This window comes from Sporosarcina ureae DSM 2281, assembly GCF_000425545.1.
Taxonomy (GTDB): Bacteria; Bacillota; Bacilli; order Bacillales_A; family Planococcaceae; genus Sporosarcina; species Sporosarcina ureae.
Genome location: NZ_AUDQ01000007.1, coordinates 24132 through 39245, shown reverse-complemented (window position 1 = coordinate 39245; position 15114 = coordinate 24132). Strand labels below are relative to the sequence as shown.

The 15114-nt window shown below is 43.6% G+C and carries 19 protein-coding genes; 5 read left to right on the top strand and 14 right to left on the bottom strand.

What is annotated here, in order from left to right:
• The first annotated feature begins 79 nt into the window (after window positions 1-79).
• Window positions 80-682: a glycerol-3-phosphate 1-O-acyltransferase PlsY gene (gene plsY / locus H605_RS0108365; RefSeq protein ID WP_029053801.1), complete on the top strand. Its 603-nt coding sequence runs from the start codon at window positions 80-82 to the stop codon at window positions 680-682.
• Between the two features lie 29 nt (window positions 683-711).
• Window positions 712-1005 carry a HesB/YadR/YfhF family protein gene (locus H605_RS0108360; RefSeq protein WP_029053800.1) on the top strand — a complete coding sequence of 98 codons (294 nt, stop codon included), beginning with the start codon at window positions 712-714 and terminating at the stop codon, window positions 1003-1005.
• Window positions 1006-1033: 28 nt separating this feature from the next.
• Here H605_RS0108360 and H605_RS0108355 read toward each other — a convergent pair whose 3' ends face one another.
• From H605_RS0108355 to acnA, 3 genes are all read right to left on the bottom strand, one after another.
• A complete protein-coding gene (locus tag H605_RS0108355) occupies window positions 1034-1351 on the bottom strand; it encodes a hypothetical protein (protein WP_029053799.1) in 318 nt (105 codons plus the stop codon).
• The gene (locus tag H605_RS0108350; RefSeq protein WP_029053798.1) at window positions 1351-1776 is read right to left on the bottom strand and encodes an acyl-CoA thioesterase; all 426 of its coding nucleotides are present in this window, start codon (window positions 1774-1776) and stop codon (window positions 1351-1353) included. Before H605_RS0108350 ends, H605_RS0108355 begins: the two co-directional genes overlap by 1 nt.
• 512 nt (window positions 1777-2288) lie before the next feature.
• On the bottom strand, window positions 2289-5003 hold the full coding sequence (acnA, locus tag H605_RS0108345; protein ID WP_029053797.1) for an aconitate hydratase AcnA: 2715 nt from the start codon (window positions 5001-5003) through the stop codon (window positions 2289-2291).
• Window positions 5004-5379: 376 nt separating this feature from the next.
• On the opposite strand from acnA, the gene H605_RS0108340 reads away from it, so the two are divergent.
• The gene (locus H605_RS0108340; protein WP_029053796.1) at window positions 5380-5928 is read left to right on the top strand and encodes a cysteine hydrolase family protein; all 549 of its coding nucleotides are present in this window, start codon (window positions 5380-5382) and stop codon (window positions 5926-5928) included.
• 131 nt (window positions 5929-6059) lie between these two features.
• Complete coding sequence (locus H605_RS0108335; protein WP_029053795.1) at window positions 6060-6314, top strand: GlsB/YeaQ/YmgE family stress response membrane protein; 255 nt, start codon at window positions 6060-6062, stop codon at window positions 6312-6314.
• Window positions 6315-6316: 2 nt separating this feature from the next.
• On the opposite strand, the gene H605_RS19220 is transcribed toward H605_RS0108335, so the two are convergent.
• The 6 genes from H605_RS19220 to H605_RS17615 all read right to left on the bottom strand — a co-directional run bounded on the left by H605_RS19220 (window position 6317) and on the right by H605_RS17615 (window position 8694).
• Window positions 6317-6481: a hypothetical protein gene (locus H605_RS19220; protein ID WP_211225427.1), complete on the bottom strand. Its 165-nt coding sequence runs from the start codon at window positions 6479-6481 to the stop codon at window positions 6317-6319.
• Between the two features lie 131 nt (window positions 6482-6612).
• On the bottom strand, window positions 6613-7296 hold the full coding sequence (locus H605_RS0108325) for a lytic transglycosylase domain-containing protein (protein WP_029053794.1): 684 nt from the start codon (window positions 7294-7296) through the stop codon (window positions 6613-6615).
• A 20-nt stretch (window positions 7297-7316) separates the two neighbouring features.
• Window positions 7317-7907, bottom strand: coding sequence for an SCO family protein (locus H605_RS0108320; protein WP_029053793.1), 591 nt, complete (start codon window positions 7905-7907; stop codon window positions 7317-7319).
• 119 nt (window positions 7908-8026) lie between these two features.
• Window positions 8027-8155 (bottom strand): YvrJ family protein, encoded by a 129-nt coding sequence (locus tag H605_RS18630; protein ID WP_081657891.1) that lies wholly within the window; start codon window positions 8153-8155, stop codon window positions 8027-8029.
• A 75-nt stretch (window positions 8156-8230) separates the two neighbouring features.
• Entirely contained in the window at window positions 8231-8449 is a 219-nt protein-coding gene (locus H605_RS0108310; protein ID WP_029053792.1) for a DUF2922 domain-containing protein, read from the bottom strand.
• Between the two features lie 23 nt (window positions 8450-8472).
• Window positions 8473-8694: a DUF1659 domain-containing protein gene (locus H605_RS17615; RefSeq protein ID WP_037561773.1), complete on the bottom strand. Its 222-nt coding sequence runs from the start codon at window positions 8692-8694 to the stop codon at window positions 8473-8475.
• Window positions 8695-8827: 133 nt separating this feature from the next.
• Between H605_RS17615 and H605_RS0108300 the strand changes: the two genes are divergently transcribed.
• Window positions 8828-9238, top strand: a complete 411-nt coding sequence (locus H605_RS0108300) for a DUF2621 domain-containing protein (RefSeq protein ID WP_037561795.1) — start codon at window positions 8828-8830, stop codon at window positions 9236-9238.
• A 497-nt stretch (window positions 9239-9735) separates the two neighbouring features.
• On the opposite strand, the gene H605_RS0108290 is transcribed toward H605_RS0108300, so the two are convergent.
• The 5 genes from H605_RS0108290 to H605_RS0108270 all read right to left on the bottom strand — a co-directional run bounded on the left by H605_RS0108290 (window position 9736) and on the right by H605_RS0108270 (window position 14968).
• On the bottom strand, window positions 9736-10248 hold the full coding sequence (locus H605_RS0108290; RefSeq protein WP_037561771.1) for a CcdC family protein: 513 nt from the start codon (window positions 10246-10248) through the stop codon (window positions 9736-9738).
• Window positions 10241-10570 carry a thioredoxin family protein gene (locus tag H605_RS0108285; protein ID WP_029053789.1) on the bottom strand — a complete coding sequence of 110 codons (330 nt, stop codon included), beginning with the start codon at window positions 10568-10570 and terminating at the stop codon, window positions 10241-10243. The genes H605_RS0108290 and H605_RS0108285 overlap by 8 nt, the downstream gene beginning before the upstream one ends.
• A gap of 31 nt (window positions 10571-10601) precedes the next feature.
• The gene (locus H605_RS0108280) at window positions 10602-11312 is read right to left on the bottom strand and encodes a cytochrome c biogenesis CcdA family protein (protein WP_029053788.1); all 711 of its coding nucleotides are present in this window, start codon (window positions 11310-11312) and stop codon (window positions 10602-10604) included.
• Between the two features lie 130 nt (window positions 11313-11442).
• The gene (locus H605_RS0108275) at window positions 11443-13215 is read right to left on the bottom strand and encodes an ABC transporter ATP-binding protein (RefSeq protein WP_029053787.1); all 1773 of its coding nucleotides are present in this window, start codon (window positions 13213-13215) and stop codon (window positions 11443-11445) included.
• Window positions 13208-14968, bottom strand: a complete 1761-nt coding sequence (locus H605_RS0108270) for an ABC transporter ATP-binding protein (protein WP_029053786.1) — start codon at window positions 14966-14968, stop codon at window positions 13208-13210. Before H605_RS0108270 ends, H605_RS0108275 begins: the two co-directional genes overlap by 8 nt.
• Window positions 14969-15114 lie beyond the last annotated feature (146 nt).

The window sequence follows — 15114 nt, the reverse complement described above, 5'->3', positions numbered from 1 at the left end:
AGAATTCTATTATTGTCCAGAACTTATGCATCTGCTACACTAATAATAAAATTGTTTATCATGCATAAAGGGGTTCACTATGGAAAATTACGTTATCATTCTGGCAGCTTATTTACTTGGCTCCATCCCTTCCGCTCTCTGGATCGGCAAGCTTTTTTATGGAACGGATGTTAGACAGCATGGCAGTGGAAACATGGGCGCGACAAATACATTTCGGGTACTTGGAAAAAAAGCTGGCATCGTTGTCACACTGCTGGACATCTTCAAAGGAACAGCAGCTGTCCTCTTACCGCTTTTACCGTTCTTCCACGATACAGCGATTCATCCATTAATACTTGGAGTCGTCGCAGTTCTTGGACACATCTTCCCTATTTTCGCAGGACTTAGGGGCGGAAAAGCCGTTGCGACTTCTGGCGGTGTATTACTTGGCTTTAATTGGCCGATTTTCTTATTGGTCGTCATTACGTTTTTAATTGCATTAAAACTAACGAAGATGGTATCGTTAACATCCATCATCGTGTCGGTCTTGGGACCACTATACTGTCTCATATATTACTTTATGGGTGGCGACCTGTATTTATTTTTAGTCGTCGCACTGATGGGCTTCTTCATTTTTTATCGCCATCGTGACAATATTAGTCGAATTAAAAATGGGACCGAGCCGAAAGTGAAATGGTTATAGGTTTATCCACTGGAAAGGATGTATAAAGCATGAATATTCACCTATCCGAACTAGCAATTCAATGGTTTGAAGAAGATATGGAAGTCGCTGCAGGCGATTATGTGAAATTTTTCGCGCGTTATGGCGGATCGAGCCCGTTGCATGAAGGCTTTTCCATAGGGATTACGAAAGAAGAGCCGGATGAACTGGCAGTCGAAACCATTGTGAATGATGTGCATTATTACGTAGAAGAACGCGATGTTTGGTTCTTCGATGGACATGACCTGCATATTGATGTGGATACGTCAACGAAAGAGTTATCCTTTGACTATCAAGTAGCGTAAATGACAAATAAAATGGTAAGCACAACTCCTATAGAGAGTTATGCTTACCATTTTTTAATTGGGTTAATTGATGTAATTGCCCTTCTTGCTTTAGAATTTCCACTTGACGTTCGCCGAGCAGATCAAAATGTGGGTATTCTTCGCGTGCGTGGATCCATTCCGGTTGCAAACCATACTGTCTTCCCCACTGTATGAGCTTTTCCACATTACTGCATCCCGCTTTTGTGACTGTATTTACTGTCGGAAACCGGTCGTCTAGCCAATAATGTGTCAAAAACGCAATTTCCTCACGTCGGACCGCATTTTTCCACTCTTTTAATTGCTGGCGATTAATTCCGAATGCCATCAGCTTTCGCCTCGCTGGATTTTTGTATACACCGCGTCCCATTCCGGATGAATTTTGCGCAACGATACCGGGCGGAAATTTTCTTTTTTGACTATGACGTGTTCCGTCACGGCCGTTGCCGCAATCGATCCATCCGCATGTAAGATCTCGTAGCCATAGACCGTCCGTAGCTTGCCGTGCGACTCCACCCATGTTTTGACTGTAACGGTCTCACCATATGTACTCGCCGCCTTATACTTCACTGACAGCTCTGTTACAGGCGCTAGGTAGCCTTCACGTTCGAGCTGCGCATATTCGTATCCAAGGTCTTTGATCAGCGTGGTGCGGCCGATTTCCATCCAAACTAAGTAGTTGGCATGGTAAACGACGCCCATCTGATCGGTTTCTGCGTATCGTACTTCGATTTCTTTTTCACTGGTAAACATGTGATCACCTCATCGTCTAGTATAGCGAATGGGAAAGTGGATTGCTTGTGATAGACATTATGATGGGGTCGAAAGTATAGTTAGAGTCGCGTTTGGGATTTGCGCTTTCTAGTTCATAATGAGAAGTGAAGTGAGGCTATGAGCGTTTACGGACTATGATAGATCGGTAGATAGTTGCTATAGAGCACTTAGGACGTCCTTATGAGCGGTTGCAAGTCGGGGATGAGCGGATACGGACTGTGATAGAGCGGTAGATTGTTGTTATAGAGCATTTAGAACATCCTTATGAGCGGTTGCAAGTTGGGTATGAGCGGATACGGACTGCGATAGAGCGGTTGCCTCGTATCATAGAGCGCTTCGCGGTGACCATAGAGCGGATACGCATGAACTATGAGCGCTTAGGCGAATTAATGAGCGCCTACGCAATGTTTTTCACTATTTCTTCGCTATTGTACTTGTAAAATACGCAAAAAAGATGCCCGGCAATGCCGGGCACCCTCATTTATTCCGTATTACTTTGCTGCTAATTTATTACGTAGAACCATTTGAAGGATTCCGCCGTGACGGTAGTAGTCCACTTCAACTTCAGAGTCGAAACGAGCTAGTACTTCAAATTCAGTTTCCTTGCCGTCTGGAGCTTTCGCTGTAACTTTAAGGATAGAACGTGGTTTTACGCCTTCAGCGATATTGACGCTGATTTCTTCTTCGCCAGTTAAGCCTAGAGACTCAACGTTTTCACCATTGATGAACTGAAGTGGAAGTACACCCATCATCACTAGGTTCGAACGGTGAATACGCTCGAAGCTTTCTACGATTACTGTCTTGATACCAAGTAAGTTTGTACCTTTTGCTGCCCAGTCACGTGAAGAGCCCATTCCGTAGTCTTTACCACCAAGGATAGCTAGACCCGTACCGTCTTGTTGATACTTCATAGCTGCATCATAGATCGGCATAACTTCTTTGTTTGGCCAGTACGTAGTGAATCCACCTTCAGTGCCAGCTGCGATTTGGTTACGAATACGAATGTTCGCAAACGTTCCGCGCATCATGACTTCGTGGTTACCACGACGTGAACCGTAAGAGTTGAAGTTACGTGGCTCTACGCCATTTTCACGCAAGTAGATTCCAGCAGGTGTATTTAAGCCGATCGCTCCAGCAGGTGAAATGTGGTCAGTCGTGATCGAATCACCGAACTTACCGATTACACGCAAGCCTTTAAGCTGCTCGATATCCGCAGGTTCTTTCGAAAGGTTTTCGAAGAACGGTGGATTTTGAATATATGTTGAAGACTCATCGAAATCGTATAGAGAATCGTCAGTCGTTTCAATTGCGTTCCATGCTTCGTTTTCAGTGAATACGCGAGCATATTCTTTACGGAACAATTCAGGTGTAACCGTAGCGTTCAATACATCGTTGACTTCTTGTGTAGAAGGCCAGATGTCTTTGAAGAATACTTCATTACCGTCTTTGTCCGTTCCGATTGGATCTTTTGCGAAGTCAATGTTCACTGTTCCAGCTAGTGCGTATGCCACAACTAGTGGAGGTGAAGCCAAGTAGTTCGCTTTAACGAATGGGTGTACGCGGCCTTCAAAGTTACGGTTACCTGAAAGGACAGATGTAACTAGAAGATCTTCGTCACCGATTGTTTTTTCGATTTCTGGAAGCAATGGACCAGAGTTACCGATACATGTAGTACATCCGTAACCTACTGTGTTGAATCCAATTTGATCCATGTAATCAGATAGACCTGATTCGTTCAAGTAGCCAGTAACAACTTTTGAACCTGGTGCCAATGAAGTTTTAACGTATGCAGGAGGTGTAAGTCCTTTTTCAACAGCCTTCTTCGCAACCAATCCAGCCGCTAACATAACGTAAGGGTTAGATGTGTTTGTACAAGAAGTGATAGCTGCGATCGCAACGTCACCTGTTTTAAGCTCCACTTTACGTCCGTCTTCGAACTTAATTGTGCCTTTTTTCTCAAGCTCTTTTGGAGTTAAGCCAAAGCCTTGTGTTCCTTCTGGAGCTACAACTGCGTCTTTGAACGACTGTTGCATTTCAGTCAATGGAATCAAGTCTTGTGGACGTTTAGGGCCTGAAAGGTTTGCAGCGATGTCGCTAAGGTTGATTTCTACAACTTTAGTGAATGTCGGCTCTTCCTTTTCAGGAGTGAAGAACATATCGTTTTCGATCAAGTATTGCTTCACTACTGCAATGTGCTCTTCGTCGCGGCCTGTTAAGCGCATATAGTTAAGTGACTCTTCGTCAACTGGGAAGAATCCACAAGTTGCACCGTATTCAGGTGCCATGTTTGCGATTGTCGCACGGTCAGCAAGTGGCAATTTAGAAACGCCAGGGCCGAAGAACTCAACAAATTTACCTACAACACCTTGTGCACGAAGGATTTGAGTTACTTTAAGCGCTAAGTCAGTTGCAGTTGTTCCGTCTGGAAGATCTCCAACCAATTTTACACCGATAACTTCTGGAATTGGGAAGTATGAAGGTTGTCCAAGCATTCCTGCTTCCGCTTCAATACCACCAACGCCCCATCCAAGTACGCCGATCCCGTTGATCATAGTTGTATGGGAGTCCGTTCCAACTAATGTATCAGGGTATGTTTCGAATGATCCATCTTCGTTTTCAACAGCGTGAACAACGTTTGCAAGATATTCAAGGTTTACTTGGTGAACGATACCAGTTGCAGGTGGTACTGCACGGTAGTTATCGTATGCTTTTTGTGCCCAGCTTAAGAACTGGTAACGCTCAGCATTACGTTCGAATTCAAGTTCCATGTTCAGTTGTAGAGCTTGTTGCGTACCATAGCTATCTACTTGTACTGAGTGGTCAATTACTAGATCCACTGGAATTTCAGGGTTGATCTCGTTTGGATCTCCACCTAGTTCGTTCATTGCAGAACGCAGTGAAGCCAAGTCCACTACAACAGGAACTCCTGTGAAGTCTTGTAGGATTACACGTGAAGGTTTGAATGGAACTTCAGCGTCTGCGTTTTGTACAGTGCCCCATTTAGCTAAATCTTCAACATGGTCGTCCTTGATTACGTATCCGTCGTGTTGACGAAGTACTGATTCTAGTAATACTCTTACGGAATAAGGAAGTTTCGATACTTTTGTTAGTCCTGCTTCTTCTAAAGCTTTCAAACGGTAGTAGTTATACGTCTTGTCGTTTACTGTAAAAGACTGACGGCTATTATGCAAATTGCTCTTTGCCATTTTTATGTTTCCTCCCTTTATGTACTGAAAGACGAAAAGTTTACATCTTTCCTCTATTCCATCTTAGTATATCAAAGAACAATAGTAAAATACATATAATTTATAGGTATACATAAGAAAAGCTTATGACTAATCGAAATATCGTTAAGAATTCTCAATTAGTCATTTGCATTCTCAAATAGCGCGCATTTCACTCGTAAATAGGCCGTTTATGACATTTATTGTATATCTTATTGGTAAAATAATTAATTAAAATATTTTATTTTTTATTATAATTTTATGTATTTATGTAGATGAATAATGCTAAAGATGTCTTTACATATGTTTAGACACCGAGCCGCCACTATGAAAAAATAAAGAAAAGGAGTTGTTCTATATGAAGAAAGCGTTACTCGTTGTAGATTATACAGTGGATTTTGTAGATAAGGAAGGCGCGTTGACTTGCGGTGAACCAGGTATCGCGCTAGAGGAGTATATCGTGGATCAGACAGCAGCTTATTTGAAACAACAACTGCCAGTATTCGTCATCAACGACCTGCATGAAAAAAATGATCAATATCATCCTGAAAGCAAGCTATTCCCTCCTCACAATATTCGAGGCACGGAAGGCAGAAATCTTTATGGGAAACTGCACGATCTCTATACCGAACAGAACGAGGAAATGATCTGGATGGATAAAACACGTTACAGTGCATTCGCCGGAACAGACCTCGATATCCAATTGCGTGCACGCGGCATTACAGAAATTCATCTTATGGGTGTATGTACGGATATTTGCATTTTACATACTGCAGTCGATGCGTACAACCTCGGTTACACGATTGTCGTCCACGAAGGCGGTGTCGCAAGTTTCAATGCTGCAGGCCACGACTGGGCTCTCTCCCACTTCCAAAACACATTGGGCGCAACCGTTTTAGCCAAATAAAACGATACAAAAATTCAGCAGGTATTTTTCCTGTCTGAACTTTTTTTCGAAAAATGTTTGAGGTATTAAAAAGATGGTAATACCAATACTAAGCGAGAGCTACATAACAATTTGAAAAGGAGATGAGCAACATGAGCTTTTTATGGTTCTTAATTATCGGAGGTATTATTGGTTGGCTAGCTGGACTTATTTTAGGCAAAGATATTCCCGGCGGTATTATTGGTAACATCATTGCAGGTATTGTAGGTGCATGGATTGGTGGTGCACTATTAGGAGAATGGGGTCCACAGATCTCAAGTTTCTATTTCGTACCAGCGCTAATCGGTGCGATCGTACTTGTATTCATTGTGAGCTTGATTATGAAGAGTATGCGTAAAGCTTCATAAAACTAAACATTAAAACGTGAAGATGCCATTCGGTGATCTTCACGTTTTTTGTTTTGTAAATGAAGGTCTTGCAATTTCGCTTTTTCGCTCATTAATTCGGCTAAGCGCTCATAGTTCATGCGTAACCGCTCTATGGTCACCGTGAAGCGCTCTATCCTACTTGGCAACCGCTCTATCACGGTCCATATCCGCTCACATACGCCTTGTAACCGCTCATTACGCCTCCCGTGTTTCTGCAGTTCTCAAACGTAAAGAAAATAAAAAACGCAGAGCCACCATATTCGGTGGACTCTACGTTTTATTTCTTCACTTGCTTCTCAGATGCTATGCGTTGCTCTTCGAACTCATTATAGTACCACAATACATCTTCTACATACTGATCGCTGTGATTATAAGTAAAAACAGCTTTCTGTATATCTCCGTCAGCTGCACCACTATCCGATAGATAATTCGCGGCGCTGAAGATGGCGTCTTCTATATCAAATGGATCCGCTATTCCGTCACCATTTGCATCGACACCGTAGCCGCCGTATTGCTCGATGACAGCAGGATCAATCTTGTCGCGTTCAGGAATATCTCCCTTGCCTAACTCCTTACAACCAGGATAATCCCAGCCAACGAAGGTACACGGCATGAACTGCATCGGTCCTTCCGCTCCAACAGGCGAAACGTCAGTTTTCATTGTAGAGAACCTGGTCTCAATGCGGTGATGCGCTGCAAGCAATGTCCAAGGAATATTGTATTCTTTTGCTGCTTCAATATAGATTGGAATAAATTCCTGCGGGACGGCTTCTCCAGTTTTACGGTCTTGTATATGAAATAACGCCGTAGCAGTTTCTGTGATGGTGTCGTGTTTTCCGAAATTCACCCAAAGAATGGCGGAAATCGTAAAGAGTGTGACAGCAACAGGTACTAATAAAACCAAAAAAGCGACCATAACGCGTCCGGATCGACTCAGCCTCTTTTTCTTTAATTTCTTCATTGCCTCACCCCTTCTGTTGATTACTTGCCTTCTTTGATGAGTGCTTTTATGTCTTTTACGATTGTATCATAGTCTACATCTTCGTTCCCACCATACAATTTTACTACTTCATTGTTCTGATTCACTAAGCCGAAAGAGACACCATGGATGACTTGATCATCGTTAGGAATTTGTTTCACTAATTGTTTAAATGATGAAGCCGCTATTTTTTCAATCGTCTTCATATCGTATCCTGTCAGCATCTGCCATTTACTTTCATCCGGTGCGCTAAACATGTCGAGATACTTCGCAAGTTCTTCTGGTGTATCCACATCCGGGTCTACACTGAATGACACGATGTTGTAATCCTCGATATTATTATCAATCAATTTTTCCTGCAACGTGACCATATTGCTCATCATTGGCGGACAAACGGTTGTACATTTCGTGAATACGAACTGTGCCAGCCATATGGAGCCTTTCAAATCTTCATCGGTTACAGTTTCATTGTTTTGGTTAGTAAATTCAAATGAATCCACTTTGTATTTATGGTCCGGTTTAAAACCGCCACCACACGCACTCAACATCAGCACGAATATAAGTGTCAACGGTACCAAAAGCTTTTTATACATTTTCGATTCCTCCACCTTGTAATAGTTACTTTATCATAACGAAAGTTCACACCTCATACAAGGTGAAGACGTCCCCCATTTTGGCTAAATCTTGTCCGAATCATGAAGTTCCTATGAAGTTATCTGTTTTTGATATCCGAGAGAACGCCATGAATCGCTTCTAACTTCACTTCCAAACGATGTAGTAGATAAAACGATACGAAAATCGGGAATCCGACATCTTGTATAAGCTGTAGCCAGTCCTCCATTGTTCACTCCCCCTCTCTAGTTTTCATTCAATGAAAAAGCCGGCTTCCAGTACGTGACTGAAAACCGGCCGCAACTTATCGACTGACGATGTTTTGTGTATCACGTGCAACGATTCGTGCACTTTTGATTGTAGCGAGTGGAGATTCTTCAATGAGGAAGATATTGCTTGCGATCACTTGTTGCATAGCGGCTTCGACTTGCCCTTCCGTAAGGTCTTCATGCGGTTCATCCACCGTTAATTTCACGGGCTTATTCGCCGCGGTTAAAAATGTTAATTCTAATACTTTTGCCATATGCACTCTCCTCCTGTACGGTTTTAGTTATGAATATCTTCTGTTACAACTTTCTCGAGCTGAATAAACGGGTAGCTTGATAATGAAGCCAGTTGTGTCAAAGCGGTGTACATATTTGCTGGTGTTGCGTCATCATTGATGAATTTGTACGTTTTAATCTTGTGAATGAAGTGACCTTTCTCGTTAACGCCTGCGTTAAAGTGGATCCTAGCCGTAGCCTGACTGAATTCTAATGATGCTGCCATGTGTATCACCTCCTTTCATCCGCTATATAGACAGAAATCATGAAAAGGATACTTTGTTAGTGAAATATTTCTCAATTGCTTTTATAATGGAGGATAGAATGGAAGAGGTGAAAAAACCGTGCCAGACCTATTTATGTGGTTTATTATATTTTGGGGTATTGTGATGATCGGCTTATTCGCTATCGGTGGATTCTTTATGTTCCGGAAATTCCTCAAAGTATTGCCGAAAGAAGACGGAAAATCGACACTGGATTGGGAAGAGCATTACGTCAATGAGTCGTTGCATTTATGGAATGACGAGGCGAAGAGTATGCTCAACGAACTCGTTACGCCTGTGCCGGAGTTGTTCCGCGACGTGGCGAAGCAGAAGATCGGTGCCAAGATCGGTGAGATTGCGTTAGAAGACCGCGCCAAAACTATTGAGTTTGATCATATTATCAAAGGTTATATTCTGGCTACGCCAAAGCGCGACCATAACTTCTTGCGCAAGAAGCTTAATCAGATGGAAATTGATATTCAGCCGTATGAGCATTTATTTACGTGAGTATGAAAAAACAGGATGTCCCTATTGATGGGGCGTCCTGTTTTTGTGTGGATTTGAGTATTTAGTTCAAGTTCATAAGTTCAGTGAGTTAGGGGGATACGTCATGGGATGGAAGCTCCAGCTGGCGGACGCTTCCTATGGGCTCGCGGTGAGCTGATCCATCAGGAGTCGCCAGCTTCCGCTTCCATCCTACGTTAATAGTGTTAGCACTTAGATCGCTCACTGAAGTCAGTGTGTGAATTATTGTTGTGTCTTAACTTATTTAAATTCAAGTACTGAAGTTCAAAATGGATTTCAACACTTACTTTAATGCGCAATAAAAAGTATCTTCCACTTACATTGCGAGTAAAAGCGGAACGTTAGGAGCATATCTTTGCACTTGAAGGCGGCCTCTCCAGAACGCGTCCGCCTAGAGCGCAAATCCCTACCCCTAGCCCCTGCCTTCCCCCTTCATTCCATGCATAAAAAAAGAAGCCGTCACAAGGACGACTTCTTTCCTACATACTCTTCTCAAGCTTCTTATACTTCACCAACATACCGATTCGCCACGGCAAAATCATCGAGAATGCGAGGATGAAGAACATGCCGCCGAGCTCGCCGATATCGATCGTGTTACTGAGGACGATCTTGCCGACCATGCGAATGACTAGCAAGCCAAGCAAGATGATCAGGAATGCTTTCGACTTCTTCATATAAATTCTGTCGTTCTTCATCTCGAACGTTGTCGTATAAATCAAAAACGCAGAAAATAGTATACCGACGAGACTCGCCTCGAGTACTTGCGTCCATGGTACACGGAACTCGTCGAATAAGAACATGAACATCCCCGTCGACATGAACAATGGCGGTAAGATGATCTTCTTCGCCAGAATCGGCTTATTTGACGCCTTGGCTCGCATCGTATAGACGATTGTTGTCATCACGACGAAAATTACCGTCGAACCGATAATCAAGTAAATGGATGGAATACTTGTGAAGACATAATCTATCAGTTCTTGTATTTTATGCATCTGTGTTCCCCCACTGCACCAGCTCATCGAGGCGTTTTTTCAGATCATTCATTGGAACAATCCGTGCGAAACGCGTCAACTCTTTCTGTTCGTTAAATAATAAGACGACCGGCGCTGTAAAGAGTGACAATTGTCCAGCCATTTCCGGAACTTCCGCTGCGTTCACGCGGTAGAAGTTAAACGGATAATCGCTTTCAAGTGCCGCCACCTGCGGATAAAGTCCTTCGCAGACGGAGCAGTTATTCGTCTTCACGAACAACAGAAACTGCGGCGTCTCATTCAATACATGCTGCCACTCGTCAAAAGAAGTAATTTCTTTCATCATACACCTCTTTTCTGCTTACCAGTTTACATTAAAAGCCTTGGAAGTCGCCAAATATTGGGCTAAGCCAACTTGTGAAATAGACCATTCCATTAAAGAACAGTATAATACCGAACACGATCATCAAGTAGCCGCCTACTTTCGTAATCTTCATACTGTGTCTGCGGATCCAGCCAATTCTTGTAATGAAGAATGACAAGAAGAAGAATGGAATCGCGAAACCAAGTACATAGAGCATCATATACAACATACTAGATGCCGGGTTCGTCGCTGCTAGATAGATGATGGCACCGATGATCGGTCCCATACATGGCTGCCATCCAGCGGAAAAAGCTAGACCGATCAGCGCTGTACCGAAGTAACCCGCAGGTCGATTTTTAAATTGGAGCTTTTTCTCTCTCATTAGAAATTCTGGTTTAAATAATCCAATCGTCATCAGTCCGAAGATGATGATGAAAATCGCACCTACCTGACGAATCAAATCTTGATATTGCAAGAAGATGGATCCGATAAAGGACGTACTGAATCCTAAAATAATGAATACGATCGAGAATCCAAGTAGGAAGAACAGCGTGTGCAACATGCCTGCACGGTTCATTCCTTTTTTCTTATCTCCGAGTTCATCCAGTGACATGCCGGTGATATACGATATAAAGGCCGGGTATAGTGGCAGTACGCATGGAGAAATAAAACTCAGGAAACCTGCTCCAAACGCAAAGAAAATATTAACATCCGTCCCCAACAAAATTCCTCCTTTAACAGTAGGACAAGTAGAATGCCGGCGAACGCCAACATTCCCACTCTATCGTACCAAACAAGAGGCTAGATTACGCTCCATTTGATTGTGAAATCTTTTTGACAATCGCGCAAATTTACGCTTGTGCGCCGTTTTGCAATTCATACATCGTGTAATACAAGCCTTTTTGTGCAAGCAACTCTGCGTGTGTCCCACGTTCGACGATTTCGCCGTGATGAAGTACGAGAATTAATTCTGCATCGGCGATCGTACTTAGACGGTGAGCGATCGCAATCGTTGTACGGCCTTCACGCATCTTCTCTAAACTTTTCTGGATCGCAACTTCCGTTTCCGTATCAATATTCGCTGTCGCTTCGTCGAGCACAAGAACTTTCGGGTTCATCGCAATCGTCCGTGCGAACGCGATCAATTGACGCTGTCCACTTGATAACGTCGAACCGCGTTCTGTCACTTTCTGTTCGTAGCCGTTTGGCAACTCTTCAATAAAGTGATCGGCTTGGACGAACTCTGCAGCTTCCCGCACATCTTCATCCGTCAACTCTTCGTTATGCAGACGGATGTTGCTTGCGATATCACCGTAAAACATGAACGGATCTTGCAGGACAAGTCCTACTTTCTTCCGTAATTCTTCTATTGGATACTCTTTTAGCGATACGCCATCAATGAAGATGTCGCCGCGCTCGTATTCATAGAAACGCATAAATAGATTGATGATCGAACTCTTTCCGCTTCCCGTATGACCGACAAGTGCGACCGTTTCGCCTGCATTCGCGGTAAAGGAAATATCTTTCAGTACATCATTTTTACCGTCGTAACTGAATGTTACATTACGGAATTCAATCGTACCTTCTTGAATCTTCTGAGTAGATACTGCTTTTTGTTTCGGTTCAATTTCCGGATTGTCGATTAGCGTGAATACTCGTGACGCAGAGACGATCGCTTGCTGGAACATCGACAAACGTTGCATCACTTGATTGATCGGCTGGAATAGACGTCTTAGCAACGTAGTGAACGCATAGATAATCCCGACGTCGACGACCGACGTAAGAGATGCCGTTCCGAAATAACTAAGTACCGCAACGATCGATAAGGCATACATCAAGTCGATGAATGGCCCAAGCATCAAGCTATCGAAACGAATATTTCGCAGTCCGACGCGGTAATGTCCTTCATTGACTTCGATGAATTCGTCAGACAAACGCTTCTCCTGGCGAAAGGCCTGAATCATGTCCATACCGGATAAGGACTCGGAGATTTTCGCATTCAGCTCACTTAGTCGTTCCCGGATATCCTGATAAAAGTCTGCACTATAATAGCGATAGACCGATACGAGAATTAGGAATAGTGGCAACAGGATCAGTGTATAGAGCGCAAGTTTCCCGTCTAGCGTGAAGAGCGCAATATAGACGCCAACAATTCCGAAGATCGCCTGCATGAACGTAACTGCCACACTGACGAACATTTCTTTAATCGATTCCGTATCATTCGTTACACGTGAAACGATTCCGCCAGCAGGTGTCTGATCGAAGTATCGTAGTCCTAACTTCTGGACTTTCGAGAATGCATCGATCCGGATTTGCTGGATGATCGCGAGTGCGAGCTCCTGAAACCGCAATGTTTGGAAATACGACCCGACAATATTGACGAGTTGTAGTCCGATGTAAATTAGTGCGATGATCCATACTTCTTTCGCTGGGAAATCTAGCGGTACGACATAGTCATCGAGGAATCGCTGAATCACTAGGGGTCCAAGAATCGTTGATGTCACCGTCAACAGCAATAATAGAGTTGCAATCAATGCACTTTTCTTCATTGGTAAGACGTATTTCGCTAGCCGCACGAACGTGTTGAACTGATCTCTGGCGGACATCTTCTGTTTGTTATTCATCTGCGCCGCCCCCTTGCTCTACGATCGACTCTAGCTGTTGCAGATCGTACATTTCTTTATATATCCCGTTTTGTGCGATTAAGCTTTCATGATCGCCAATTTCGACGACTTCGCCTTCATCGAGAACGATAATCTGATGAGCATGCTGAATAGCACTTAAGCGGTGCGACGTAATAATGGTCGTCTTCCCCGTTCTTTCCTCTTTCAATGAACGAAGAATCGCTTCCTCCGTCCGAGCATCTACTGCGGACAATGAATCATCCAGCAACAATAGCTCCGGATCCATGAGCAACGCACGCGCAATCGACACACGCTGACGCTGTCCACCGGATAACGATACGCCACGTTCTCCAACCATCGTCTCGTAGCCTTCTTCAAACGTCAGAATATCTTCGTGAATATGCGCGGATTTCGCAGCCGCCACAATTTTCTCCGGATCAATCTTCGGGTTCGTAAAGGCAATATTTTCACCAAGTGTCGTCGAGAACAAGAAATGGTCTTGCGGTACATAACCGATTGCCTGGCGCAAACATTCCTTCTTATATCGCGTAATCGGAATGCCACCATACGTAATCGTTCCTGAATACCCTTCGAATTCTCGCATTAATAACTTGAGAATCGCTGTTTTCCCTGAACCCGTCTTCCCGATGACGCCAAGTGTTTCCCCTTGCTTGATCGTAAAGTGTAAATTACGCAATGATGCCCGCTTATCGTCTGGGAACTTGAACGTATCGATATCGAAGACGATATCTCCGTGCGGTAATTGACTCACCGCATTCGGACGATCTTGAATGCCAGGCTCAATCGAAAGTAAATCTTGAATTCGGCTGTACGATGCATTTCCTCGTTCGACAATATTGAATAGGAAACCAATTGCTAGCATCGGCCATGTTAACAGTCCCAAATAGGAAGTGAACGCGACCAAATCCCCGATCGACAATTCACCTGATAAAATGAAGCGTGTACCGAAATAAAAGGATAGAACATATGAGATCGCAAAAATCCCTGCAATCGTCGGATCGAACAACGCATCCACTTTCGCTACGCGCATATTTTCCTTGACGACTTGTTCGGAGCGTTTCGTAAACGATTCGACATCTTCTTCTTGCTGACCAAACGTCTTCAGCACTTTAATACCTGAAATACTCTCTTGTGCTTTGTCGTTCAAATCGGAGAATGCTTCCTGCGCCACACGGAATCGATTACGTAATAACCGTCCATAATAACTTGTCAGGATGATCATCACCGGAATCGGTAGAAGGGCGATCAGCGTTAATTTCCAACTAATCGAAAATGCCATCATCAAGATGACGAAACCACCTGTCGAAATCGAATCGAAGAGTGTCAGAATTCCTGACCCTGCCGTTTGTTGCACCGCATTGATATCATTCGTTGCGTGTGCCATTAAATCTCCGACACGTCGTCGCTGATAAAATGAAGGCGACATGCGCGTGAAGTGTGTGAATAGACGCTCTCTCATGACGCGGGCGAGGTATACCGATGAGCCAAATATCATCACGCGCCAAATATAGCGCAAGACATACATCAAGATTCCCGCTACTGCCAAAATAATCATCCAGCGTGTCAGCATCTCTGCGGTCAATTCATCTTTCGCGACCGCGTCGACAATAAAACCGATAATTTTCGGCGGTGCCAGTTGCAGTAACGCAACAATCATCAGGGCTGTGATCCCTATGCTGTATTGTTTTTTTCTCTCAGAAAAAAACCAGCGTAAATCCAGTAATACTTTCACTGGCTTTCCTCCTTTGTTCTGCACCACTTCTCTTGCAGTATTTTTTACAATGCTCGCTATTTGAGTTTAGCAAAACTTCTAGCATATCGAAAGTTCCGGAACTGGGATATTTCAGCATTTGAAATAAATCCTTTCTATATAGTGAG

What these genes read in the sequence shown, in the direction of transcription:
- H605_RS0108310 (WP_029053792.1), bottom strand. Translation starts at nt 8,449, where the DNA reads ATGGCAAAAGTATTAGAATTAACATTTTTAACCGCGGCGAATAAGCCC.
- H605_RS18630 (WP_081657891.1), bottom strand. Translation starts at nt 8,155, where the DNA reads ATGGAGGACTGGCTACAGCTTATACAAGATGTCGGATTCCCGATTTTC.
- H605_RS0108275 (WP_029053787.1), bottom strand. Translation starts at nt 13,215, where the DNA reads ATGAATAACAAACAGAAGATGTCCGCCAGAGATCAGTTCAACACGTTC.
- H605_RS0108360 (WP_029053800.1), top strand. Translation starts at nt 712, where the DNA reads ATGAATATTCACCTATCCGAACTAGCAATTCAATGGTTTGAAGAAGAT.
- H605_RS0108290 (WP_037561771.1), bottom strand. Translation starts at nt 10,248, where the DNA reads ATGCATAAAATACAAGAACTGATAGATTATGTCTTCACAAGTATTCCA.
- H605_RS0108300 (WP_037561795.1), top strand. Translation starts at nt 8,828, where the DNA reads ATGTGGTTTATTATATTTTGGGGTATTGTGATGATCGGCTTATTCGCT.
- acnA (WP_029053797.1), bottom strand. Translation starts at nt 5,003, where the DNA reads ATGGCAAAGAGCAATTTGCATAATAGCCGTCAGTCTTTTACAGTAAAC.
- H605_RS0108320 (WP_029053793.1), bottom strand. Translation starts at nt 7,907, where the DNA reads ATGTATAAAAAGCTTTTGGTACCGTTGACACTTATATTCGTGCTGATG.
- H605_RS0108340 (WP_029053796.1), top strand. Translation starts at nt 5,380, where the DNA reads ATGAAGAAAGCGTTACTCGTTGTAGATTATACAGTGGATTTTGTAGAT.
- H605_RS0108325 (WP_029053794.1), bottom strand. Translation starts at nt 7,296, where the DNA reads ATGAAGAAATTAAAGAAAAAGAGGCTGAGTCGATCCGGACGCGTTATG.
- H605_RS0108355 (WP_029053799.1), bottom strand. Translation starts at nt 1,351, where the DNA reads ATGGCATTCGGAATTAATCGCCAGCAATTAAAAGAGTGGAAAAATGCG.
- H605_RS0108335 (WP_029053795.1), top strand. Translation starts at nt 6,060, where the DNA reads ATGAGCTTTTTATGGTTCTTAATTATCGGAGGTATTATTGGTTGGCTA.
- H605_RS17615 (WP_037561773.1), bottom strand. Translation starts at nt 8,694, where the DNA reads ATGGCAGCATCATTAGAATTCAGTCAGGCTACGGCTAGGATCCACTTT.
- plsY (WP_029053801.1), top strand. Translation starts at nt 80, where the DNA reads ATGGAAAATTACGTTATCATTCTGGCAGCTTATTTACTTGGCTCCATC.
- H605_RS0108350 (WP_029053798.1), bottom strand. Translation starts at nt 1,776, where the DNA reads ATGTTTACCAGTGAAAAAGAAATCGAAGTACGATACGCAGAAACCGAT.
- H605_RS0108285 (WP_029053789.1), bottom strand. Translation starts at nt 10,570, where the DNA reads ATGAAAGAAATTACTTCTTTTGACGAGTGGCAGCATGTATTGAATGAG.